Source organism: Pseudomonas sp. M5A4_2d, assembly GCF_053345295.1.
On sequence record NZ_JBKEZW010000020.1, the window covers coordinates 1 to 20,119 of the forward strand.

24 protein-coding genes and 1 pseudogene are annotated in these 20,119 nt (G+C 60.0%); 13 read left to right on the forward strand and 12 right to left on the reverse strand.

Annotated elements, in window-relative coordinates; all coding sequences use genetic code 11:
* Nucleotides 1-318: 318 nt before the first annotated feature.
* Nucleotides 319-1,482: a lipase family protein gene (locus tag ACLBW8_RS27870; RefSeq protein ID WP_447806868.1), complete on the reverse strand. Its 1,164-nt coding sequence runs from the start codon at nt 1,480-1,482 to the stop codon at nt 319-321.
* A gap of 6 nt (nt 1,483-1,488) precedes the next feature.
* A complete protein-coding gene (locus tag ACLBW8_RS27875; protein ID WP_064451938.1) occupies nt 1,489-2,076 on the reverse strand; it encodes an NUDIX domain-containing protein in 588 nt (195 codons plus the stop codon).
* 116 nt (nt 2,077-2,192) lie between these two features.
* Here ACLBW8_RS27875 and ACLBW8_RS27880 point away from each other — a divergent pair, with 116 nt between their 5' ends.
* Together ACLBW8_RS27880 and ACLBW8_RS27885 are read left to right on the forward strand one after the other, a co-directional pair.
* Nucleotides 2,193-3,344: a diguanylate cyclase gene (locus ACLBW8_RS27880; protein ID WP_447806844.1), complete on the forward strand. Its 1,152-nt coding sequence runs from the start codon at nt 2,193-2,195 to the stop codon at nt 3,342-3,344.
* Nucleotides 3,345-3,623: 279 nt separating this feature from the next.
* Entirely contained in the window at nt 3,624-4,550 is a 927-nt protein-coding gene (locus tag ACLBW8_RS27885; RefSeq protein WP_221294477.1) for an alpha/beta hydrolase, read from the forward strand.
* Between the two features lie 192 nt (nt 4,551-4,742).
* Here the strand turns inward: ACLBW8_RS27885 and ACLBW8_RS27890 are convergent, their stop codons facing one another.
* Nucleotides 4,743-5,903 carry an alpha-hydroxy acid oxidase gene (locus ACLBW8_RS27890; RefSeq protein WP_407017490.1) on the reverse strand — a complete coding sequence of 387 codons (1,161 nt, stop codon included), beginning with the start codon at nt 5,901-5,903 and terminating at the stop codon, nt 4,743-4,745.
* Nucleotides 5,904-6,024: 121 nt separating this feature from the next.
* Here ACLBW8_RS27890 and ACLBW8_RS27895 point away from each other — a divergent pair, with 121 nt between their 5' ends.
* Nucleotides 6,025-6,810: a DeoR/GlpR family DNA-binding transcription regulator gene (locus ACLBW8_RS27895; protein WP_221294476.1), complete on the forward strand. Its 786-nt coding sequence runs from the start codon at nt 6,025-6,027 to the stop codon at nt 6,808-6,810.
* Here ACLBW8_RS27895 and ACLBW8_RS27900 read toward each other — a convergent pair.
* Genes ACLBW8_RS27900 through ACLBW8_RS27910 form a run of 3 tightly spaced genes read right to left on the reverse strand, consistent with a single transcriptional unit; the run spans nt 6,775 to nt 8,158 of the window.
* Nucleotides 6,775-7,503: a DUF72 domain-containing protein gene (locus tag ACLBW8_RS27900; protein WP_447806845.1), complete on the reverse strand. Its 729-nt coding sequence runs from the start codon at nt 7,501-7,503 to the stop codon at nt 6,775-6,777. The genes ACLBW8_RS27895 and ACLBW8_RS27900 overlap by 36 nt on opposite strands.
* Entirely contained in the window at nt 7,500-7,931 is a 432-nt protein-coding gene (locus ACLBW8_RS27905; protein ID WP_064451932.1) for a hypothetical protein, read from the reverse strand. The genes ACLBW8_RS27900 and ACLBW8_RS27905 overlap by 4 nt, the downstream gene beginning before the upstream one ends.
* Before the next feature lie 2 nt (nt 7,932-7,933).
* Nucleotides 7,934-8,158: a hypothetical protein gene (locus ACLBW8_RS27910; protein WP_064451931.1), complete on the reverse strand. Its 225-nt coding sequence runs from the start codon at nt 8,156-8,158 to the stop codon at nt 7,934-7,936.
* Nucleotides 8,159-8,360: 202 nt separating this feature from the next.
* Here ACLBW8_RS27910 and ACLBW8_RS27915 point away from each other — a divergent pair, with 202 nt between their 5' ends.
* A complete protein-coding gene (locus tag ACLBW8_RS27915; protein WP_447806846.1) occupies nt 8,361-8,864 on the forward strand; it encodes a DUF4142 domain-containing protein in 504 nt (167 codons plus the stop codon).
* Between the two features lie 29 nt (nt 8,865-8,893).
* Nucleotides 8,894-9,454, forward strand: coding sequence for a type 1 glutamine amidotransferase domain-containing protein (locus tag ACLBW8_RS27920; RefSeq protein WP_447806847.1), 561 nt, complete (start codon nt 8,894-8,896; stop codon nt 9,452-9,454).
* A 60-nt stretch (nt 9,455-9,514) separates the two neighbouring features.
* Here the strand turns inward: ACLBW8_RS27920 and ACLBW8_RS27925 are convergent, their stop codons facing one another.
* Nucleotides 9,515-9,721 (reverse strand): hypothetical protein, encoded by a 207-nt coding sequence (locus ACLBW8_RS27925; protein ID WP_064451928.1) that lies wholly within the window; start codon nt 9,719-9,721, stop codon nt 9,515-9,517.
* 160 nt (nt 9,722-9,881) lie between these two features.
* On the opposite strand from ACLBW8_RS27925, the gene ACLBW8_RS27930 reads away from it, so the two are divergent.
* The 3 genes and pseudogenes from ACLBW8_RS27930 (at nt 9,882) to ACLBW8_RS27940 (ending at nt 11,070) form a co-directional block, all read left to right on the forward strand.
* Entirely contained in the window at nt 9,882-10,439 is a 558-nt protein-coding gene (locus ACLBW8_RS27930; protein ID WP_447806848.1) for an ATP-dependent Clp protease proteolytic subunit, read from the forward strand.
* Between the two features lie 175 nt (nt 10,440-10,614).
* Nucleotides 10,615-10,722, forward strand: a pseudogene (locus tag ACLBW8_RS27935) (general stress protein); the annotation flags it as partial.
* A gap of 60 nt (nt 10,723-10,782) precedes the next feature.
* The gene (locus ACLBW8_RS27940) at nt 10,783-11,070 is read left to right on the forward strand and encodes a hypothetical protein (RefSeq protein WP_447806849.1); all 288 of its coding nucleotides are present in this window, start codon (nt 10,783-10,785) and stop codon (nt 11,068-11,070) included.
* Between the two features lie 111 nt (nt 11,071-11,181).
* Here the strand turns inward: ACLBW8_RS27940 and ACLBW8_RS27945 are convergent, their stop codons facing one another.
* Complete coding sequence (locus tag ACLBW8_RS27945) at nt 11,182-11,727, reverse strand: putative natural product biosynthesis protein (protein ID WP_447806850.1); 546 nt, start codon at nt 11,725-11,727, stop codon at nt 11,182-11,184.
* Nucleotides 11,728-11,789: 62 nt separating this feature from the next.
* The gene (locus tag ACLBW8_RS27950) at nt 11,790-12,173 is read right to left on the reverse strand and encodes a DUF2946 domain-containing protein (protein WP_447806851.1); all 384 of its coding nucleotides are present in this window, start codon (nt 12,171-12,173) and stop codon (nt 11,790-11,792) included.
* Nucleotides 12,174-12,367: 194 nt separating this feature from the next.
* On the opposite strand from ACLBW8_RS27950, the gene ACLBW8_RS27955 reads away from it, so the two are divergent.
* Both ACLBW8_RS27955 and ACLBW8_RS27960 read left to right on the forward strand, forming a co-directional pair.
* Complete coding sequence (locus tag ACLBW8_RS27955; RefSeq protein ID WP_053255622.1) at nt 12,368-12,976, forward strand: SCO family protein; 609 nt, start codon at nt 12,368-12,370, stop codon at nt 12,974-12,976.
* Nucleotides 12,976-13,452, forward strand: coding sequence for a copper chaperone PCu(A)C (locus ACLBW8_RS27960; protein ID WP_447806852.1), 477 nt, complete (start codon nt 12,976-12,978; stop codon nt 13,450-13,452). Before ACLBW8_RS27955 ends, ACLBW8_RS27960 begins: the two co-directional genes overlap by 1 nt.
* Nucleotides 13,453-13,691: 239 nt before the next feature.
* Here the strand turns inward: ACLBW8_RS27960 and ACLBW8_RS27965 are convergent, their stop codons facing one another.
* Nucleotides 13,692-14,021, reverse strand: a complete 330-nt coding sequence (locus ACLBW8_RS27965) for a DHCW motif cupin fold protein (protein WP_064451920.1) — start codon at nt 14,019-14,021, stop codon at nt 13,692-13,694.
* 140 nt (nt 14,022-14,161) lie between these two features.
* Between ACLBW8_RS27965 and ACLBW8_RS27970 the strand changes: the two genes are divergently transcribed.
* On the forward strand, nt 14,162-14,644 hold the full coding sequence (locus ACLBW8_RS27970) for an HIT family protein (protein WP_447806853.1): 483 nt from the start codon (nt 14,162-14,164) through the stop codon (nt 14,642-14,644).
* Nucleotides 14,645-14,780: 136 nt separating this feature from the next.
* Here the strand turns inward: ACLBW8_RS27970 and ACLBW8_RS27975 are convergent, their stop codons facing one another.
* Both ACLBW8_RS27975 and ACLBW8_RS27980 read right to left on the reverse strand, forming a co-directional pair.
* Nucleotides 14,781-15,254, reverse strand: a complete 474-nt coding sequence (locus ACLBW8_RS27975) for a GNAT family N-acetyltransferase (RefSeq protein ID WP_447806854.1) — start codon at nt 15,252-15,254, stop codon at nt 14,781-14,783.
* Between the two features lie 12 nt (nt 15,255-15,266).
* Nucleotides 15,267-15,701, reverse strand: a complete 435-nt coding sequence (locus tag ACLBW8_RS27980) for a GNAT family N-acetyltransferase (RefSeq protein ID WP_447806855.1) — start codon at nt 15,699-15,701, stop codon at nt 15,267-15,269.
* Between the two features lie 601 nt (nt 15,702-16,302).
* On the opposite strand from ACLBW8_RS27980, the gene ACLBW8_RS27985 reads away from it, so the two are divergent.
* Nucleotides 16,303-18,990, forward strand: coding sequence for a phosphoenolpyruvate carboxylase (locus ACLBW8_RS27985; RefSeq protein ID WP_447806856.1), 2,688 nt, complete (start codon nt 16,303-16,305; stop codon nt 18,988-18,990).
* A gap of 64 nt (nt 18,991-19,054) precedes the next feature.
* Complete coding sequence (locus ACLBW8_RS27990) at nt 19,055-20,110, forward strand: NAD(P)-dependent oxidoreductase (RefSeq protein ID WP_447806857.1); 1,056 nt, start codon at nt 19,055-19,057, stop codon at nt 20,108-20,110.
* Nucleotides 20,111-20,119: the final 9 nt, after the last annotated feature.

A 20,119-nucleotide genomic window follows, 5' to 3' on the forward strand; every position in this document is an offset into this window, starting at 1 on the left:
TCGGTGTTCCCTCACTCCGGCTTTGGACCGTGGGCCGCCGCCATGGGCCATCCTTGGCCCATCGCGGCTAACCCGGCGTCCTGCCGGGTTACCCACGCTCCAAAGCCTGCGTTCGGCCAGCGTGGTTAACGGGGCGCCTAAGATCAAAATCACAAACAAAGCGAAGCGGCCTGGCAGCCGACCTGATCATGGAACGGGATTCGGTCAAATGTGGGCGCTGGCTTGTCGGACCGCCGAACCGCTGCGATGGCATCGACTGAGTGTCACTGATAGACCGAGGCGCCCGCATCGCATCGGTGCAGGGCGCCGACACACACATCAGCGCCCACAATTCCCGCCAATCACCGCCCCCGCAAACGCCCGCCGAACAAACCCGGTCGAATCGCCCAAAGACCCATTAACAGTCGCGGAGTGATCCAGCTCCGGATAAAAATGCCATTCAACCCGGTCCCCAACCTTGCACGCGTCCCGCACCAACGCCTTCTGCCCCGGCACAAACACATCAAGGTCCTTGCCCCCCGTGCCGAGAAAAATCGGAATTTCCGTTTTCAACGAGGGGTAAGCCGACGCCCGATTAACCCGCTCCAGCGCCGCCTTGGGCGACTGCTTGAAGCTGGTGTTAAAGGTCAGCCCGTCCGCCACCACCCGCTGCTCGATGGCATGCAGGCACTCATCCTGACTGGCTTTGAACGCTGGCAGCGCCTGCTCGGCCAAGTAATCGGCCGGCACAAAGGCGGGATCCAGCAAACTGGCCGTGCTCAGCCGCAACAGGTTATAGGCAAACGTGGGCACCACCGAACGGCGGGCGTTTTCAAGCTCCGGGCTTTGGCCTTGGGCGTGTGCGGTGGCATACGGCGTCCCCGTCGCCACCACCCCCACAATCTCCAGCTCTGGCGCATACCCTTTGGCCAACACCGCCGTGGCAAACGCCGCCCGGCCGCCCTGGGACTGCCCGAACACCACCACGCGCCTGGACAGTTTGAAATCCGCCGCACCCACAGCACGAATACTGTCCAGCACGCCATAGGCCAGCGGCCGAGTGAGCCCGTAAGGGTGCAGGCCCGGCGTGCCCAAGCCCTGATAATCGGTGGCCACAATCGCGTAGCCCTGGTCGAGCCAATAATTGAGGTAGCGCGTATCCCGTGGGCTGCGCTCGTTAAGCGACGGTGCACAACGGTCAGCGCTGCCGACCGTGCCATGGGCCCAGGCCATCAGCGGCCAGCCACCCACTGGCGGTGTGCCCTTGGGCAGGAACAGCGCACCGGACACCGCGATGGGTGTGGTGTCGTCGAGGCCATCAGTGGAGGCATACAAAATCCGCAGGTTCTGCGCGGCCGAGGCCAGGCTTTGCTGCGGCGTCAGTGCTTCGCTGCGCAACAATGTTCCCGGCGTTTCAGGCACAGGGTCAGTCCAAAAATAGAAGGCATCGGCCGCCTGGCTAGTGCCCGCCGCCAGCACACACAGCAATGCACACCAGCGCATCAAGCGTCACCACCCTTCTTTCAACATGCGCAATTCAAGGTGCTGCAACAGCATGATGGTTTTGCCATCCACAATCTCACCGCTCTGCACCATCGCCAGCGCCTGTTCAAAACCCCGTTCCAGCACCTCGATGTCTTCGCCCTCCTCCTCCAGGCCGCCACCCGTGCCGACCTGGTCCGCCGGCTGGTACTCGCCGATAAAGAAGTGAATCCGCTCGGTCACCGACCCCGGACTCATGAACGCCGAATAGATTTTTTCCACATGGCCCACGCGGTAGCCGGTCTCTTCCTCGGCTTCCAGGCGAATGCGCTCTTCGGGGCTGGCGTTGTCCAGCAAACCGGCCGCGGCTTCGATCAAGTAACCCGGGTAATCATTGACGAAGGTGGGCATGCGAAACTGCCGGATCAGCAGCACCGTGCGCCGCTCACGGTTGTACAACAGGATGGTCGCCCCGTTGCCTCGGTCATACACTTCACGAGTCTGGGCTTGCCAGGTGCCATCTCGGCGGCGCAAGTCAAAACTGTATTTTTTCAGAAGGTACCAGTTGTCCGAGAGGGTCTCTTCGGCGGTGATGCGAACGGGGCTGTTTTCCATGGTCAGGTCTTGGCTCAAAGGAACAGGAGGATGTCGCGGCGGCAATACCAGCGTCAAGCGGATGAGTTACCGCTACAATCGCGCCCCAAGAAGGATCTCTCTGCGGGTTCAAGGAAATGATGCTGCACATCCCGACGCTACTGATAGTGGCCGTGTTCGTATTCTGCCTGATGGGCCTGCTCACGGCGCATGCCTGGAGCCGTGGCCGCGAGCCGACCCTGGGCTACCTCGGCATCATGCTGCTGCTCGCCTCCCTGGGCATGGGGCTGATCGTGGTGCGCGGCATGGGCATGGACTTCGTCGCGCTGATCATCGGCAACGTGGTGCTGTTGCTCAGTGCCGCGATGAACTGGACCGCCATGCGTACCTTCGTGCAGAAACCACCCAGTGTGCCGGGCATCTTTGCCGGTGCCGGGCTGTGGCTGCTGGTGTGCCTGGTGCCGCAGTTCTATGCCTCGTTATCGGCGCGGGTCACCCTGTATTCGCTGCTGGCGGCAGGGTATGGAGTGCTGTCGGCCCTGGAGCTGTGGCGCAAACGCGATAGCCTGGAAGTGGCCTATGTACCCGCGCTGGTACTGACCCTGTCGCACACCGGTTTCTATGCTATCCGCGCATTTACCGACACCGGCCTGCCCATCAAGAGTGCCCAGCTATCGGGCGGCGAAGGCGTACCGTTTTTCTCGCTCATGCTGTTTGAGTCCATGCTGTACGCCATCGGCATCGCCTACGTCACGCTGGCGATGGTCAAGGAGCGCGCCGAGCTGCGCTTCAAGGCCGCCGCCTTCAGTGACGCGCTGACCGGTGTCGGCAACCGCCGTGCCTTTATGCTCAAGGGGGAAAAACTCTTGGCGGACAGCGCCCGTCGCAACCAGTGCGCGGCCCTGCTGCTGTGCGACCTGGACCACTTCAAGCGCCTGAATGACAGCTTTGGCCACCCAATGGGCGACAAAGTGCTGATCGCGTTCAGCCGGGTGACTGAAGCCTCGCTGCGCAACGCCGACGTGTTCGCACGCATTGGCGGTGAAGAGTTCGCCTGCTTGCTCGCCGACAGCGATGAAACCGCTGCCTTTCAAGTCGCCGAGCGGATTCGCCAGGCATTTGCCGAACTCGACCTGCTGGCGCCTGGCTATTTGAGCGTCAGCATCGGCATCGTCACCACCGATGCGGCAGGCCACGACCTCTCGCACTTGCTCTCCCAGGCTGACCAGGCGCTGTACCTGGCCAAGGCGCAGGGACGCAATCGGGTTCAGGGGATGGCAGCAGCCTGAGGCGGCGGCTGTTTGATGCGATGCCACTGGGCCGCAACGTCTTCAGCGCTGCCCGCCTTTACCCGTGCCAGCCCGCGCGCCACCGGTGACGATTGCCGTTTTACCTGTGAAATCCATGTGCGTACTTTCCTGTTCGATCGCCCACCCTAACAACCTGCGCACGCGGCATTCAATGCGGTAACACTTTGCAAGCAAACCCCTGGGTCGACTGTCGAATTAATTCCTGCGGTCTTGCACCATCTGGTAAAACGCGTGCTTCGCCTTTGTCCTGGAACCTTCATGCCATCTCGTTTTCTGTCTCGCCTGGGCCTGCGCTGGTTTCCCCTGCTGTGCATGGCCATTCTGATCATCGGCCTGCCGGTAGGCTGCGCGGTGCTGCAACACAAGGAACGCGAGCTGGTGTTTCGCATCGAGCCGGGCACCGCCGGTTGGTACACCGGCCTGCCCAAGGCCGTACAGGAATTCGATATCAAGCCCGCCAGTTTCAAACCAGGGCAGAACCTCCACGGCTGGTGGTACCCGGCGGACAAGCAGGATGCGCCGGCGATCCTCTACCTGCACGGCGTGCGCTGGAACCTCACCGGGCAACTGTTTCGCATTGAGCAATTGCACGCGCTGGGCTTCTCGGTGCTGGCCATCGACTACCGGGGTTTTGGCCAAAGCCACGGTGACCTGCCTTCGGAAACCACGGTGTATGAAGACGCGCGCATTGCCTGGGAGCGCTTTCAGGTGTTGCAGCCCGACCCCGGCAAACGCCTGATCTACGGGCACTCACTGGGCGGTGCGGTCGCCATCGACCTGGCCGCGCAGTTGAGTAAACAGACGCCGGTTCCCGTGCGCGGGCTCGTGATCGAGTCCACCTTCACTTCACTCGGGGACGCGGCCGCAGCCGTGGCCAATACCTCGCTGCCGGTGCGCTGGTTGCTGTCGCAGAAGTTCGATTCCATCGACAAGATTGCCGACGTGCACATGCCCCTGCTGGTCGTGCATGGCCTCGCCGACCAGTACGTGCCACCGCGTTTCAGCCAACAATTGTTTGAAGCCGCCCAGGAACCCAAGCGGTTATTGCTGGTGCCTGGCGCCACCCATAACAACAGCATGAGCCTGGCTGGCCACAGTTATGGCCAGGCGCTGGACAACCTGATGCGATCAAAGGGGCCGGCGCAGGTGGTCACGCACTCCACAGGCCGTGGTGACGACTCATAAAAATGCTTTTCGGCACTGGGTTCGCGCTTGGCTGTCAAGCGTAAACCCTGCCCATACTGGCCCGCGCCGACAGTTGATCAAATATTAACCGAGGGTTAAATCGCCAACCCTGCCGGGCCTTCGCAAAGTTATCCACAGAGATACCCACGGTTTTCGTGGACAACTCTTTTTACTTTTTTACGATTTTTTTGCTCAATAAACGCCTGTGGGAAAGGTACCCGGCAGCAAAATCTCGCGATTCACATTGCGTATATCGTTATAGCCGCACAGTGCCATCGACACATCCAGCTCACGGGCGATGATGTCAAGGGCCTTGGTCACGCCCGCCTCGCCCATCGCCCCCAAACCATACAAATGCGGGCGGCCGATCAGGGTGCCTTTCGCGCCCAATGCCATCGCTTTAAGTACGTCCTGGCCGGAGCGAATGCCGCCGTCGAGCCACACTTCAATCTGATTACCCACCGCCTCGACAATCGCCGGTAACTGGCTGATGCTCGACGGCGCCCCATCCAGCTGACGGCCACCGTGGTTGCTCACCACCAACGCATCCGCACCAGAATTGGCCGCCAGGCGCGCGTCTTCCACATCAAGGATGCCCTTGATGATCAGCTTGCCGCCCCAGCACTTCTTGATCCACTCCACATCATCCCAACTCAGGCGCGGGTCGAATTGCTGGGCGGTCCACGACGACAGCGAACTCATGTCCGCCACGCCTTTTACATGCCCGACGATATTGCCGAAGCCGCGACGTTGGGTGCCGAGCATGCCCATCACCCAACGCGGTTTGGTCATCATGTTGAGGATATTCGGCAGGGTCAGTTTGGGCGGCGCCGACAGACCGTTGATCAAGTCCTTGTGGCGTTGCCCGAGAATCTGCAAGTCGAGAGTCAGCACCAGCGCGTCCACCCCGGCGGCCTTGGCGCGCTCGATCAACTGCTCGATAAACCCGCGATCACGCATCACATACAGCTGGAACCAGAACGGTTGGCCTACGTGTTCGGCAATGTCTTCCAGCGAGCAGATGCTCATGGTCGACAAGGTATAGCGCAGGCCAAAAGCGGCGGCGGCGCGGGCAGTCAGGATCTCGCCATCGGCATGCTGCATACCCGCAAGGCCAGTGGGCGCGAGGGCGACAGGCATGGCCATGTCCTGGCCGATCATGGTGGCGCGGATCGAACGCTCATCGATATTGCGCGCCACCCGCTGGCGGAATTTGATGCGCGCAAAATCACTTTCATTCGCCCGGTAGGTACTTTCAGTCCAGGAGCCGGAATCGGCGTAATCGTAAAACATCCGGGGGACACGTTTTTGCGCCAGTTTGCGTAAGTCTTCGATGGTTGTGATCAACGACATCTGGGTCACCTCTCCCTGAACTGAGCGCAGAGAGTAACCGCCGATCGGCTGCGCAACCAGCCATTGCGTTTACTTCAGCAGATGATTAATCTCGCATAAACCCGCAAAAAGAAGCACAAACATGCACAACACCCACCAAGCTGTCGACCTGCCTTCTTTGCGCAAACAAAAGATCCTGTTGCTGCTGGAGCGCGACGGTAAAGTCACCGCGTCTGAGCTGGTTGAACACTTTGCCGTGTCCCAGGACACCATTCGCCGCGACCTCGGCGAACTCGCCGCTGCCGGCTTGTTACAACGCGTGCACGGCGGCGCCCTGCCCCGGCCCAAAGACACCGGCAAGGACTTCTTCACCCGCGTCGGCGAGACCAACGAGGTCAAGCGCCACCTCGCGCAACTGGCGGCTGACCTGGTGGAGGATGGCCAGATCGTGCTGTTCGATTCCGGCTCCACCACACTGCAGATTGCCCAGTCGTTACCGCGCTCGATCCGCCTGACCGTGGTCACGCCGTCGCCGATGATCGCCATCGCCCTGGCGGATCATCCCGAGGTAAAAGTGATCCTCGCCGGTGGCCAGCTCAACCCCGCCACCTTGTCCACCAGCGGCCAGGATGCCGTGCGCCTGATCCAGAGCATCAAGGCCGACCTGCTGTTTACCGGCGTGTGCGCGTTGCATCCACAGGTCGGTATCACCTCGCTGCATTTCGATGAAGTGGCGGTCAAACAAGCCTTGCTCGACAGCGCATCCCATGTCGTGGCCGTGACCCTGGCCGATAAGCTCGGCGCGGTGGAACCCTTTGTGGTCGCGCCGTGCAACCGAATCCATACGCTTATCACGGAGTGGCATGTGCCGAGTGTCGAGGCGTATGAGCAGTTAGGCCTGGAAGTGCTGCGCGTGGAGGTCGAGTAACAACAACGCATCGGTCACTGCGTGGCCGCTGGCGGTGTTATCGAAGATGCACCAGGTAGGAACGCCGGATTCGACAGCGTGGTTCAACTGTCGCGCGAACGCCTGCACCCGTTGCGGGCCATAGGCGCTGTGGTAGATACGCGGCGAACCATGCAGGCGCCAATACTGTACGCCCTGCCAACCCGCGCCCGCGTCGATCACCGCTGGGTCGGCGACCACGCGCCCCATCTGCATCTCCACCAACAAGGCTTGAGCCTCAAGCCACGTGGCATGACGCGGTTCCAGCACAACAGCACCGGCAAAGCGCTGGCGCACTGCACTGAAAAATCCTGCGGCCACAACGGGGTCATAGCTCAGCGAAGGCGGTAGTTGAACCAGCAGGCAGCCGAGCTTTTCCCCCAGATGCAGGCACTGCCCAAGGAACTCATCCAGCGCCGCCTCGCAGTGCTGTAAACGCAGTTCATGGGTGATGCGCTTGGGCACCTTGACCGAAAACCGAAACGCCGGCGGCACCGATTCCGCCCAGCGCTGGTAAGTCTTGGGCTGGTGCGGGCGGTAAAACGAACTGTTGATTTCCACCGCATTGAAACGCGCTGCATAACGCTGCAAATGCGTGCCCTGGCCGGCAAAGTCCGACCAGCGTTCGCGGGGCAAACTCCAGCCGGCACACCCCACATACAGCCGTGCCGTCAAAACAGCACCGTGGCCGCGTCGCGCATGAAAATCTCGATCGTCTTGGGCCCGACGCCATCGAATTCGCCCAGGCGCTTTTCAAAAGCCTGACGGTCCTGGCTGGCGCTGCGAATATGGGTGATTTTGCCGGCGTACTCGGCGTTCAATTTGGCGCTGAGGTCGAGCAAGCGCTGCGCCGTGGTTTCGTCGTAACGCACGTAATGGGCGCGCCCGAGCATGCTGACCAGTTCACGCGATGTGCAGTGCTGCAACTTGCGCGCAGTGTCGCGGCCCTGCTCTTCCACGATCACCTTGTAAGCCTGCGCCGCAATGGGCGCCTGGATACGCTTGCCCATCAGGAAGCTGGCAATGAACCATCTGAACAGGCTGGCGTCATCCCCGGGCTTGAGTTCGATGCCCAGTTCAGACGCCGTAATGGACCGAGCCATGCTCAATGGCCCAACTTGCGCTCAGCCTTGGCGGCCTGCTCGTTGATGGCGTCGGTCTGGCGCTCGGTGTCCTTGATCGAGGTGGGCGTCAGCACCTTGTCCACGGTTTCGGTATGCGGGTTCGCTCGTTCCAGCGTCTGCCCTTTGGCAGGTTTTTCGGTGCCTTTCTGCGCGTCTTCCGAGCTGATGGGCGACGGGGTTTTATCGACGGTTTTGTGATCGGTCACGGTGTATCTCCAGGCAGTTGAAGGCCCACCTAAATCGGCAGGCACCTATGCAGCAGAGCCCTGCGAATTGGGTTAGTTCAAGGAAATTGCCCGGCAGTGCCACCGGCGAAATAACTGCGAATTAATTTAAACCTTTTGCTCCAGCACTCGCTCAACCATCAGGTACGGCATCACGCCATTGTCGATTTCAAGGAGATTCACCATGACTACTCTGCTGATGAAACAAATGGGCCTGACCTTTGTGCTGGTTGCGGGCTCGATGACCACGGCCATGGCCGCTACGTCCAACAGCTTTGTCGACGACGCCGCCCAAGGCGGTATCACTGAGGTGGAAGCCGGCAAGCTGGCGCTGGAAAAAAGCAGCGCGAGCGACGTGAAGACTTTCGCCCAACACATGGTTACCGACCACACCAAAGCCAACCAGGAACTGGCGGCACTGGCGAAGAAGCTGGACATCGAAGTCCCCGATGACGCCGCGCTGACCGACAAAGCCAAGAAAGCCATCCTGGAACTGCGCGACGAATCGTTCGACAAGGCCTACGCCAACAACCAGGTGGCGGCCCACGAAAAAACCGTCGAACTGTTCAAGAAAGAAGCTGCTTCTTCGGACAACGCCGAGTTGAAAGCCTTCGCCACCAAAACGCTGCCGACCCTTGAAGCCCACCTGAAAATGGCCAAGGAGCTGCAAGCCAATTACGCCCATTGATCCTTCCCTGACTTAGGAGACACTCGACCATGAGTTCGCAACTCAACGGCAAGAACATCCTCATCATCACCTCCAACACCGGTATCGAGCGCGATGAACTGCTCAAGCCGCTGCAAGCCCTGCGCGGCTACGGTGCGACCGTCACTCACGCCTCCAGCAAAGGTGGCACGACCCAGACCTTCGTCGGCGATACCGAGAAGGATCAAACCGTGGAATCCGACGTGCAGCTCGCGGATGTCGCCAGCAGCGACTTTGACGCCCTGGTCATCCCTGGCGGCACCGTCAATGCCGACACCCTGCGCCAGGATGCGGCAGCGTTGAAACTGATCAACGACTTCGTCAAGGCCGGCAAAACCATCGCAGCAATCTGTCACGGAGCCTGGGCGCTGATCGACGCGGGGGTGATCAAGGGCAAGACCTTGACCTCCTACAAGAGCGTACGCATCGACCTCGAAAATGCCGGCGCTGCCGGCTGGGTCGACGCCGAAGTCAAAGAGTGCACCGCCAATGGCTGGACCTTGATTACCTCGCGCACACCGGATGACTTGCCGGCGTTCAACGAGGCGATTGCCAAGGCCGTTGCAGGTTAACGCAGGGCCTGGAACGCAAACAGGCGCCCCTTGGGCGCCTGTTTTCAGTCGGGTTCAGCGTCAGTTTTTTCGAACTTCAGGCATCTCGCGTTTTGGCCCGAACATGGCCCAGGCGATCAGCCCGAACAGCGGTACGAAGATCAGAATAATCAACCACAACCCTTTGGTCTCCCAGCCACCGGTGCTGCGCAAAACGACGTTGATCGCCCACAATTCCAGAATCAGCAGAACCACTGCCAAAATGATCCAGATATATTCTAATTGCATGATTCACCTCCTGAGGTCTATGCGTTAGGTCAAGCAGATCGCTTCAGGGTTCCATCTGATTTTCAGCCAGCACTCACGCCCAATCATCGCGGCGCATCTTGAGCAACCTTCTAGACTCAACCCCAGTTACCTCTTTTGCGTTGGACTACGGAGGTTCAGGATGACCGAGCACGTTATTCACTTTCACTGCCAGATCGACCAGGGTACCAGCGAACGCTTTCGCGACTGTTGCCTGGATGCGATTGACGAAGGCGCCAGTTCCCTGCTGCTGAACCTCTCGACCACCGGTGGCAGCACCAATTTCGGCTTTACCCTCTACACCTTCCTCAAGGCGCTGCCGATGCCGTTGTGCGCGATTAACGCGGGCAATATCGAATCCATGGGCATCATCATGTTCCTGGCGGCGAACCGTCGCATCACTACACCGCACTCGCGTTTTTTGATCCACCCGATGAACTGGTATTTCAGCCAAAGCTCGGTGGACCACCAGCGCCTGCGCGAGTACCTGTCGAGCCTGGATAACGATTTGGCGCGCTATGTGAAAATCTATGAGCTGGAGACCACCCAGGCCGATACCCAGCTGGATATTTTCAAGTGCCTGTCGGCCGAGGAAAAAGTCATTGCCGCCCATGAATCACTGGCTTACGGGATCGCCCATGAGGTCAAGCAAGTGGTGTTTTCCGAAGACATCAAGCATTGGAAAGTCAGCGGCGGGTAATAACCGCTCGTCGCATGCTCGCGAACTTTTTCAAACTTTGATTTGGATGGCGCATTCCCAATTAAGCGACACCATTGAATTGATTCACTCATTGATGAGGAATTTGGAAATGGCTACTAACGGAAAAACCACGACAGGCGCAGGCGGCAAAGGCAAGCCGGACACCCCGCAAAAAAGCGGTGGTCAAGGCTCCGGCGGCAATTTTGCCAATGACCGTGAAAAGGCTTCTGAAGCCGGTAAAAAAGGCGGCGCGCACAGCGCCGGCGGCGGCAAGAAGTCTTGATTGAAACACCACCGGGGCCCGGTTTTTTCCGGGCTTCGGCCTAATCAAGGGGAAAGCGTCATGAAGACCAGTACTTCCCAAAGGATTTTGCTTATCGTCGCTTTTACGGCCCTGCTGGCAAGCCCAGCCTTCGCCGCCTTTGGCGATAATGTTGCTCCGGCAAACTCGCTTAACGGCAACCGCGTCGCCGGCTCCGCATTGCCTCCGGGCACCTACCCCAGCAGCCCTTCGGACTCCACCAAAAAAGCTGACACACCGCCGAAAGAAAAGGCCTCCACCAGTGGCTCGTCAAACAAGCAGCCCACCAGCAAGAAGACCAAGAAGAAGGCAACGCGCAGCGGCAGCTAGCCGCCCGCATCGCCTTCAAGCCGTGACGAAACGCTTCGCGATTGAGGCCGCCACCGGCCTGCGCTGAAGGCATCGCCGTGGCCAGCGTTGCGCAATGGATTCGCCTTAGCCTTACGGCACCGGCAACCAGCCGCTGAACCCCGCCTGCCGGGTCAGCGGGCACCAGGCAAAGTCGCCGGTCGGGGCCGGCAGTACCTGCTGTTCGACGCCGACCACCGCAGCGCCCTTCCAATCGAACACCGTCGAATCGCGCCAGGCAAGAACCACGCCCTGAGCCTGGCTTTCATCGGTATTGATCCAGCGTGCTGCCGCTGCCGCCATAAACGCCTCAATGGGTTCGTCGTCGATCTGTAATCGATACGGCGACGTGAGCAGCCAGCGGCAGACATTCAGGTGATAGGTCCAATCCTGCGGCGTCTGGTTGCGATAGGCCCAGGTCATGAAGCTGCGAAACAGATTCAAGCCCTCCGGCGGATCAAGCTTGAGCAGTGCCGGGCAAATATCGAACAAGGCATGCCAATGCGGCAACAAGCGTGCATCCAAATGCACGAAGCAGCGGGAATTGCTGGGGTATTCAGGCCGCAACGGCTCCGCGCGCAAGCGACGGGACGCCTTGCTGACCAGGCGGCTGGCGCCGGCAGGCAATAGAGGGTTCATGAAACGCACTCACAGTCGTGACGATAGAACGCCTCCTGATCACAGGAGGCCCAAGGCACACGTCAGAATGCGGGGGAAGCGCGAGGGTTGGCCGAAGGCCAGGAGTAGCGCGGAGGGGCTTTGTTGCGTTGCTCGTGGGTCGGGCGCGGGGTTTGCTTAAGGCTCAGCAACCAGGCCAGACCGATGAGGAACACAATGGCCACCGTCACGGCAGCGCACACCGGGCAGGCAAAGTAGTTCGAGATGTTGCTGGAGGCCGGGATACCTGACCCTTTGTCGGAAACTGGCGCCTGGCTACCGCCCACCGAACAGAACGCCCCCCCGATGCCATTGAGCTGCTGGCCCAACATTTGCCCATGCCCCAAACCGCAGGCGAACAGGTTCATCAGCACGCAAAAGTACAGGGCCCAGGCGATCAGCGAACGGTCAGGGTGGCTCAATTTCATGGCGGCGACTTTACCATCGAAGCCGCAAAAGGATGAAGCGCCACGCGCCCCTGTGGCAGAACGTCGCAGATTACGCGGGCTGGCCAGGGTTGGTAGACTGGGCGCCCTCCTCGTTTCTACGTTTCAATGCCTGGCTGTCAAAGCCTGATGTGTAGATCCAGAGCAATGCAGGCGTTTCACAGGATGCACAGTTGATGAGTACGTTATTCACCCGCCGCAAAGTGCTGACCGGTATGGGCCTGCTGGGCCTCGGCAGTTTACTGGGCGGCTGTGACTACAGCCCCAAGCTGAACTTCAAGTACGGCAAGGACCTCAGTGACAAGATCATGGGCCGCACCTTCAAGCTCAAGAATACTGACGGCGAAACCGTCACCCTGAGCTCGTTCCGTGGCCTCATGCCGGTGGTGTTCTTCGGTTTCACCCAGTGCCCGGCCGTGTGCCCGACCACCCTGGCCCGCGCCGCCCAGGCCAAGAAGCTGATGGGCCGCGACGGCGAGATCATGCAAGTGGTGTTTATCACCCTCGACCCCGAGCGCGACACACCGGAACTGCTCGACCGCTACGTCAAGGCCTTCGACCCCAGCTTCGAAGCGCTGTACGGCACTCCGGAAGAAATCGCCGTGGCCGCCAAGGAATTCGGGATCTTTTATGAAAAGATCCCCGCCGGTGACACCTACACCCTGTCCCACACCTCGACCAGTTTCGTCTTCGACACCCGTGGCAACCTGCGCCTGGGCCTGTCGGCATCCCTTACCGCTAAAGAGTGCGCAGAAGACCTGCTCACCGTCATGGAGGTCTGCTAATGACTGCCGTTCAACACCTCAAGCGCATCACCTTCGGCCTGACCCTGCTGGGCCTCGCGGCACACGCCAGCGCCCAGGTACAAGTGACCGACGCGTGGGTCCGCGCGACCGTGGCGGGCCAACCGTCCAGCGGCGCGTTCATGACCCTCACCGCCGACAGCGACAGCAAATTGCTCAGCGTGGCGTCGCCGGTGGCCAAGGACGTGCAGATCCATGAAATGAGCATGAAAGACGACGTGATGCGCATGGGCCCGGTGAACGCGGTCGCCCTGCCCGCCGGCAAAGCGATCAAGCTCGACCGGGAGGGCTACCACGTGATGCTGATGGGCCTGACCGGCCAGATCAAAGAAGGCGACCAGGTGCCGCTGACCCTGACCGTCGAAAACGCCAAGGGCGAGAAGCAGTCGATCGAAGTGAAAGCGCCGGCCCGTGCCTTGAACGACATGGGTGGCATGGACCATAGCAAGATGCATTAAGCCGCAACAGTAAGCAAAAGCCCGGCACCGCGCCTGGCCCTGAGTGGTTAGATCAACAGCGAATTTGCGTACGCCGCAGATTCGCTTTTTTATGGGCGCTGGCTTGCCTGCGATGCGGCAGCTCGGTCCATCAGTGACACACCGTCGATGCCATCGCAGGCAAGCCTGCGCCCACCGTTGATTGAGTTCAGCATTGGCTTGGCGCGGGAGTTGGGTGGGATGTTTCGCAAGGGTGAGGCTCAATCCACAATAAACAGCTTCGCCCCCACGCCTGTGGATGAGCGATGCCCTTCCATGTCATTGCCTACCTGGTAACTCATCCCGGCCGTCAGCGTGAACTGGCGGCCATCCTCCAGCTCCGTGTGTAACTCGCCCTCGAGGCACAGCAGGACGTGGCCGCGCCAACACCAGTGGTCGGCCAGGTAGCCGGGGGTGTACTCGACCATGCGCACACGGGTGGTGCCAAACTGGCAAGTGCGCCACAGGGCATTGCCGGTAACGCCGGGATGGATCACGGCGTCGAGGCTGGACCAGTCGGTGATGCCAAACGGGACGGCAGTCAGTTCCATCGTGTGCTCGCAAATCAGTGAACGGGGCTCGACACTATCCACCCGGCAGGCGCAGGGGTAGACACAGATCGCGCGCTTTTGCGGGATACAGGCGCCCGTGCTTGTTATCCTGCCCGCCCTGCTCTCATGGACGCGTGTTTATGCAGATCGACCCGGCTTTCATCCTTCATCAAACCGAGCACTGGTTACTCAACCATCACCTGGCCTCGAAGCTGCCGGGTTACCTGATGCTCGGCGCCAAAGCCCCCATCGACACCCTCGCCGATATGCCCGAGGCCGCACTCGCGGAGCTGGGAGGCTTACTGGCGAACACCCAACGGGTGATGGAGGCACAGCTGCAGCCGAAATGGCTGTATATCAGCCGCTATGGGCATATGCCGGGCTTTCCACTGCATTTTCATTTCATCCCGGTGTATGACTGGGTGGAACAGTCGTTTTGGCGGGATGAGCGGTATCGGGTGCTGCAAGGTTTTGGCGCGCAGGAACAGGCGCTTACCGATGGGGCGGAGTTGACGTTGTTTGTGTGGCGCGAGTTTGGCGAGAGCCTGACGCCGCCAATGATTCAGGGGGCTTCGGTCGAGCAGGTGATTGAGCGGCTGCGTGCGGCCTTCAGCGTCGAGTGAAGATCAAGTGTGGGAGCTGTCGAGCTTTAGCGAGGCTGCGAGAGCGGTGTATCAGGCGACAACTATTTTGACAGTGCCACCGCCATCGCAGCCTCGCCGGGGCTCGACAGCTCCCACAGGGGTTCGGCGGTGTTCGTTACATCGCAGACAGCCGCTTTACCATCGGGATGCACGCTAACGTTAATCCCGACGGCGAGTGATACACCGCCTGCTCATCGCCCACATACCCGCACGCTCTGTAAAAGCTTGCCGCGTTCAACGTGGCGTCCAGCACCACCTGTTCAATCGCTGATGCGCGGGCGACCTGTTCCAGATGGTCCAGCATGTTCTTGCCGTACCCGCGACCGGTGAACGCAGGCAGCACGAACAGCGCGCCCACTTCGTTGTTGTCGGGGTCGAGCATGCCGGTGGCGACCGGTTCACCCTGTACCCAGCCCAGGTAAAACGGCTTGTCCATCAGCACGCTGTAGCCGTCCTCAGCGGAGCCACGCGTCCACAGCGCCATTTGTTCAGCGGTGTAGGCGCCGATGCATTGGCTACGAATGGCTTCGCGGCGGATGTTAAACGCGGCGTTGGCGTCGTCGGGCGTGGCCCGTTTGATCTCGAGCATTGCGTTGTCCTTTCATGCGTTTTCATTGCCCTTTCGGGTGAATGAATAACGGTCGATATCCGTTCGAAGTGTCCAGCCCTGCCCTTGCCAATACTGGGCGGCGTGGGTGTTGGTTTTGAAAACGTCGAGGTGGCATTTGTGAATGCCCTGCTGCTCCAGCGCGGCGAGGCAGCGTTGCACCATCGCTTGGGCGATGCCTTGGCGACGATAGTCCGGCAACACCAGCAGGTGCTGCAAATAACCACGACGCCCATCATGGCCGCACATCACACAGCCGATCAACCGACCCTCGGCTTCGGCGACAAAACTCATCTGCGGGTTACGCGCCAGATAACGCTGCGTGGCCTCGCGGGAGTCGGCGTCACGCAGGGAAATACCGGGGGTGTTTTGCATCAGTTCGAGCACGGCGTCGTAGTCGGCTGGGGTCATGACGCGGATCGTAGGCATGGCATGAAACCTTGTGGGAGCGGGCTTGCCCGCGATGGCGGTGGGTCAGGTAAAAACGGGGTCAGACCACCCTAATTTTTAGTGCCAAGGCGCGCACTCCTTGGGTAAAACGCTTAATACGAAAAATGACTCTAAAGGGCTGGCAATAAGCCTGCTCTGCTTTTTCATAAATTCGAGTTTATGAAGAATTGTTTAGGTTGTGCTCGCAGGTTGCGCCTTCGCGAAATTCTTCCCGAGGCGAGCGTTTTTTGAGCGCGTGGATTTAATTTCGAAGAATCAGGGTTTTAGAAAAGCGCTCGGCACTGAAACAGAACTCAGCGCTGTTATTTTTATTAGCTCCCTATCATTTTTTCCTAGCGTTCTATTCCAAAAAGGTCTTTTTTCGAAAAATTCGGAGCATGTTTTATTGCCCACAGATGTAACAAGTTGTTTCATTTTTTTGCCGTTTTTCGGTACCGACAAGGGGGGCTTTCTGTCGGCGAACAGGTGAGTTCCGTTCGTTACGACGCAGTGGGTTAAGCCTGGGACATTGATGATTTTGCGTGTGCCTGTTCGGCGCAATGCAAACAAGGGATTTGTACAATTATCGAGGCTCGAACCCATGAATCATGTGATCAACTCCATACTGGAAAATGCATCAACTCGCCCGTCACTCCGCCATACCAACCCCGCGTTACTGCATGACGTTCTATGGCGAGCACTGGAGCACGCACTCAAGGCCAACACAGATGACGCTTCCCAAACCCCGCACACCCGAGCCTGCCTGAGGATCTACGCCGAAATCGATACGCTGTCGTATCTGGACAAGGCTGATGCGAAATTGGCGGCGGCTTTGGGCAAGGCGTTCTTCGAATCCCGCTCCAGCAAAGACGTCGAGGCGTTCTGGAAGTTGTTGCTGATCAAGCAGCTGCTGTTCGAATTGTCAGTCAGAAGCGTGGCGACCCAGATTGCTTCGCAAGCCAGCCTGCCCCGTCAGTTGCTCACGCTCGACTCGCAGTTGATTGCTGCGCCGGCCGGAGTAAATATCAGCCTGGGGCTGCTGTGCAAAGAGACCGACCAGCTCAAGCATTCCGTCGTGCTGGTCTTGCAGAAACTGGCGCAGCACGTCGAAGACCGCGGTCTCAAAAAGCCCCAAGTCACTGCGCAGCTGCTGCTGGAGTTGTACAACGCCGTGTGGTCGGGCAGTAATGGCACCGATATCGAGTCGCAGATTTTTTACGCCGACAGTGTGTATGACGCATTGCCTGACGTGCATCACGCCCTGGGTCTGGCGACGCAGGAAAAATGGCTGACCTTGTTTACCTGGTTATACGGCGATAAGGATGGCCGCCCCTATGACACCAACCAGCACACCGAAACCCTGGTCGTGGCGCTGGAAACCGCGCTGCGCAACCGCTATATCGCTGATATCGACAGCATGATCAAGGACGGCGGCGCACAGCACCGCCTGGAAGAGATTCGGGCACGCCTGGGCAAGGATCACCCCGAGCGTTTCGAGCAGCCCACCGAGCTGATCGAGGCACTGGGCAGCATCCGTTTTACCCAGCCGGCTGCCATCGACCGCCTGCTGCTGCGGGTGCATGCGTTTGGCTTTCACTACCTGGACATCGAGTTTCGTGAAAACGCCGAGATGTTCAGCAGCGTGGTCGATGAAATTCTGTCCAGCCAATGGCTGGAATCCATCGGCCTGGGCCAGGGCCTGCACTATCGCGAGCTGGATGAACGTGCGCGTCAGGCTGCGCTTGAGGTCGCGCTGGAAGGCGAGGCGGCCCAGACACCCGCTGCCCTGTGGCAAGGATATCTGCAACGCACCACGCCGATTTATACCAGGAAAGCCCAGCAATACGCCGGCCAGGATTACATTGCGCTGATGGAGCAGGACCCGAGCTATATCCGCATGCACGATTCGCGCAATGCGATCGAGCGGTTTGAAATGATCGACCGTTATCGCGACAGGATGAAAATCCACGGGATCGCCGAGTACACCTCGGCCCTCAGCGCGCTGGAGGTGCTGTTCTTGATGAAGGCGGCCCAAGTGCGCGACGGGATCGACATCGCCCTGCAACCCGAAGACCTGGCAGGTGCCGAGCGCACGCTTGCCACGGTGCATGAGGTGTACGAAAACCCGGTGTACCGCCAGCATCTGGCAACACGCGGCAACCGCCAATACATCACGTTTGGCCCCAGCGACACGGGCAAGCAAGGCGGCAAGGCCATGCACAAACTGAATATGGCGATTGCCAACCGGCACAAGTCGATCGCGGCCCGCTACGGAATCGAGGTGGTCGTCCACGTCATCATGGGTGGGGAACACGCACGGTGTAACGGGGTGATCGCAGAGACCTTGCAGGAGTTCGGCGCGCTGGAGGGTCCGGAAACCCGGTTCATGCTGGCCGGGTGCGCGGAGATGCGCGCTCATCTGCTGACCCGCAACCAGTCCGTCAACTTTCTCAGCCAGTTGTACCGTATGCACGCCGAGCCCCAGCCGCAACCGTCCGAGGAGGTCGTTGCCGGCAGGATTCAACGTTGGGGGGACGTGGTGCGTCGTTACCAGGCGACTTTCTTCGAGCACCCCGCGCTGCCCTCTCTGCTGCGGGACCTGGCGCGATTTGACGTGGTCAGGGCCACCGCCAAGGGCACCCGGCCGCCTTCGCGTATCTTCAACATCAAAGTGTTCGAGTCGCGCCCCGATGCCATTCGTGCGATTCCCTGGACCCGCGCCTTGCTGGCCGGTGGGTTGCACAGCGAACTGATCGGCGTCGGGCAGTTCGCGCAAGAGCCGGCCACGCACTTGGCGAAGGCCTTCAACGAGGATGAGAGCTTTCACACCTACGTCAAAGGCATGGCCTACGCCATTGCGCGAACCGACCTCAAATGCGCCTGGCTGACCTTGACCGGCAGCCTCCCGGAAAAGGCCCACATCCTGGCGTTGGCGCAAGCCTTGAAGACCGAAGCCGTCGGCACGGCCGAGCAACTGCTGGCCAGCCTGCACCTGGAAGTCATTGAAGGTAAGCGCTTTGTCCACAAAGCCACCACCGGCACCGAGCCGGCGGACCCGTGGAAAATCAAGGAAAGCAGCTTGCTCAATCTGTGGCCGAGCCTCAAGGCAGAGGTCTACCGCAAGGAAAAGAACCTGCGAATCTATCGGTTGTTTCTTATCTACGCCAAGCGCAATCCCGAGTTCATCCAGTCTTCATCGCTGAATGATTTCTACAGCGGGTTCCTCGCGGCCGTGAGTACCGACGCGGGCCTGGTCGATCCCGCAAGCGCGCACCATTTCACCTGGTGATTAACCCCGGTACCCAGGGCAACCTGGGTATCGGCAGGCGCTACCCTCCAAGAGGATCAACTGTATGGCATTTACCACCCTGATACTGGATGCCCCCGGGCCGCCGTTACTGTTTGAGGAAGTCGATCGCTTTCTTGAACTGGGCCTGGTCGTCACCCTCAACCTGCACTACTTCGCCGACAAAGACCGCATCCGGCAGCACTACGCCACGCGCATTCACTATGCCGAGATCAACTGCCATGACGAGCCTGCCTTTATTGCCGCGGTGAATCAGGCCGGGGGTTATAGCGTGTTCAAGACGCGCCTGAACATCCCCTTCGGCGCCAGCCTGATCCGCGCCGCCACCTCGCCCGCGCTGGCCACACCCTTGCGCGCCATTGCCCAGGCCGGCACCGGGGTTAACCATATTGATCGGCTGGCGTGCGAGCAGTGTGGTGTGGCGATACTCAACACGCCGGGTTCCAACGCGGTCGCTGTTGCCGAATACGTCGTGGCCCAGGCGCTGTTTCTGTCTCGCGACCTGGATGACTACAACGCCGAAACGCACAACGGCCATTGGGCAAAAGGCAGCTTGGCACCTGCCCGCGAATACGCCGAACTGACGCTCGGGCTGGTGGGCACCGGCAGCATTGCCCGGCAGGTGGCGCGCAAGGCTGCGGCGCTGGGCATCAAGGTGATCGCCACCGGGTCCGAGCGCTTCACCGAACCGGTGGCGCGCAGCCTTGAGCTTGAACGACGAGCAAGCCTTGAACAGTTACTGGCCGAGGCGGACCTCGTCTCGATCCACGTACCGCTCACCCCGCAGACCCGAGGCTTGTTCGGCACTGCCGAGTTCCGGCAGATGCGCCAGGGTTCAATCCTCATCAATACCGCTCGCGGCGGGATCGTTGACGAGCACCAGTTGGCAGCCTTCATGCGCCAGTTTCCCAGGCATATCAAAGCGGTCGCCATCGATACCTTTGCCCTGGAAAAAGACCGGTTCGACTCGCCACTGACCGGCATTCCCAACGCGCAACTGACGCCACACATCGCCGGCAATACCACCACGGCAATCAGGACGGCGTCCCGCCAGATCGTCGACAAGATCCACGCATTCAGTGCCGCCGCCAGCGCGCGTTAACCTACCGGA

Bases quoted from the DNA above. Each gene is read 5' to 3' on its own strand.
- ACLBW8_RS27870 (WP_447806868.1), bottom strand. From the start codon at position 1,482: ATGCGCTGGTGTGCATTGCTGTGTGTGCTGGCGGCGGGCACTAGCCAG.
- ACLBW8_RS27875 (WP_064451938.1), bottom strand. From the start codon at position 2,076: ATGGAAAACAGCCCCGTTCGCATCACCGCCGAAGAGACCCTCTCGGAC.
- ACLBW8_RS27880 (WP_447806844.1), top strand. From the start codon at position 2,193: ATGATGCTGCACATCCCGACGCTACTGATAGTGGCCGTGTTCGTATTC.
- ACLBW8_RS27885 (WP_221294477.1), top strand. From the start codon at position 3,624: ATGCCATCTCGTTTTCTGTCTCGCCTGGGCCTGCGCTGGTTTCCCCTG.
- ACLBW8_RS27890 (WP_407017490.1), bottom strand. From the start codon at position 5,903: ATGTCGTTGATCACAACCATCGAAGACTTACGCAAACTGGCGCAAAAA.
- ACLBW8_RS27895 (WP_221294476.1), top strand. From the start codon at position 6,025: ATGCACAACACCCACCAAGCTGTCGACCTGCCTTCTTTGCGCAAACAA.
- ACLBW8_RS27905 (WP_064451932.1), bottom strand. From the start codon at position 7,931: ATGGCTCGGTCCATTACGGCGTCTGAACTGGGCATCGAACTCAAGCCC.
- ACLBW8_RS27915 (WP_447806846.1), top strand. From the start codon at position 8,361: ATGACTACTCTGCTGATGAAACAAATGGGCCTGACCTTTGTGCTGGTT.
- ACLBW8_RS27920 (WP_447806847.1), top strand. From the start codon at position 8,894: ATGAGTTCGCAACTCAACGGCAAGAACATCCTCATCATCACCTCCAAC.
- ACLBW8_RS27925 (WP_064451928.1), bottom strand. From the start codon at position 9,721: ATGCAATTAGAATATATCTGGATCATTTTGGCAGTGGTTCTGCTGATT.
- ACLBW8_RS27930 (WP_447806848.1), top strand. From the start codon at position 9,882: ATGACCGAGCACGTTATTCACTTTCACTGCCAGATCGACCAGGGTACC.
- ACLBW8_RS27940 (WP_447806849.1), top strand. From the start codon at position 10,783: ATGAAGACCAGTACTTCCCAAAGGATTTTGCTTATCGTCGCTTTTACG.
- ACLBW8_RS27945 (WP_447806850.1), bottom strand. From the start codon at position 11,727: ATGAACCCTCTATTGCCTGCCGGCGCCAGCCGCCTGGTCAGCAAGGCG.
- ACLBW8_RS27950 (WP_447806851.1), bottom strand. From the start codon at position 12,173: ATGAAATTGAGCCACCCTGACCGTTCGCTGATCGCCTGGGCCCTGTAC.
- ACLBW8_RS27955 (WP_053255622.1), top strand. From the start codon at position 12,368: ATGAGTACGTTATTCACCCGCCGCAAAGTGCTGACCGGTATGGGCCTG.
- ACLBW8_RS27960 (WP_447806852.1), top strand. From the start codon at position 12,976: ATGACTGCCGTTCAACACCTCAAGCGCATCACCTTCGGCCTGACCCTG.
- ACLBW8_RS27965 (WP_064451920.1), bottom strand. From the start codon at position 14,021: ATGGAACTGACTGCCGTCCCGTTTGGCATCACCGACTGGTCCAGCCTC.
- ACLBW8_RS27970 (WP_447806853.1), top strand. From the start codon at position 14,162: ATGCAGATCGACCCGGCTTTCATCCTTCATCAAACCGAGCACTGGTTA.
- ACLBW8_RS27975 (WP_447806854.1), bottom strand. From the start codon at position 15,254: ATGCTCGAGATCAAACGGGCCACGCCCGACGACGCCAACGCCGCGTTT.
- ACLBW8_RS27980 (WP_447806855.1), bottom strand. From the start codon at position 15,701: ATGCCTACGATCCGCGTCATGACCCCAGCCGACTACGACGCCGTGCTC.
- ACLBW8_RS27985 (WP_447806856.1), top strand. From the start codon at position 16,303: ATGAATCATGTGATCAACTCCATACTGGAAAATGCATCAACTCGCCCG.
- ACLBW8_RS27990 (WP_447806857.1), top strand. From the start codon at position 19,055: ATGGCATTTACCACCCTGATACTGGATGCCCCCGGGCCGCCGTTACTG.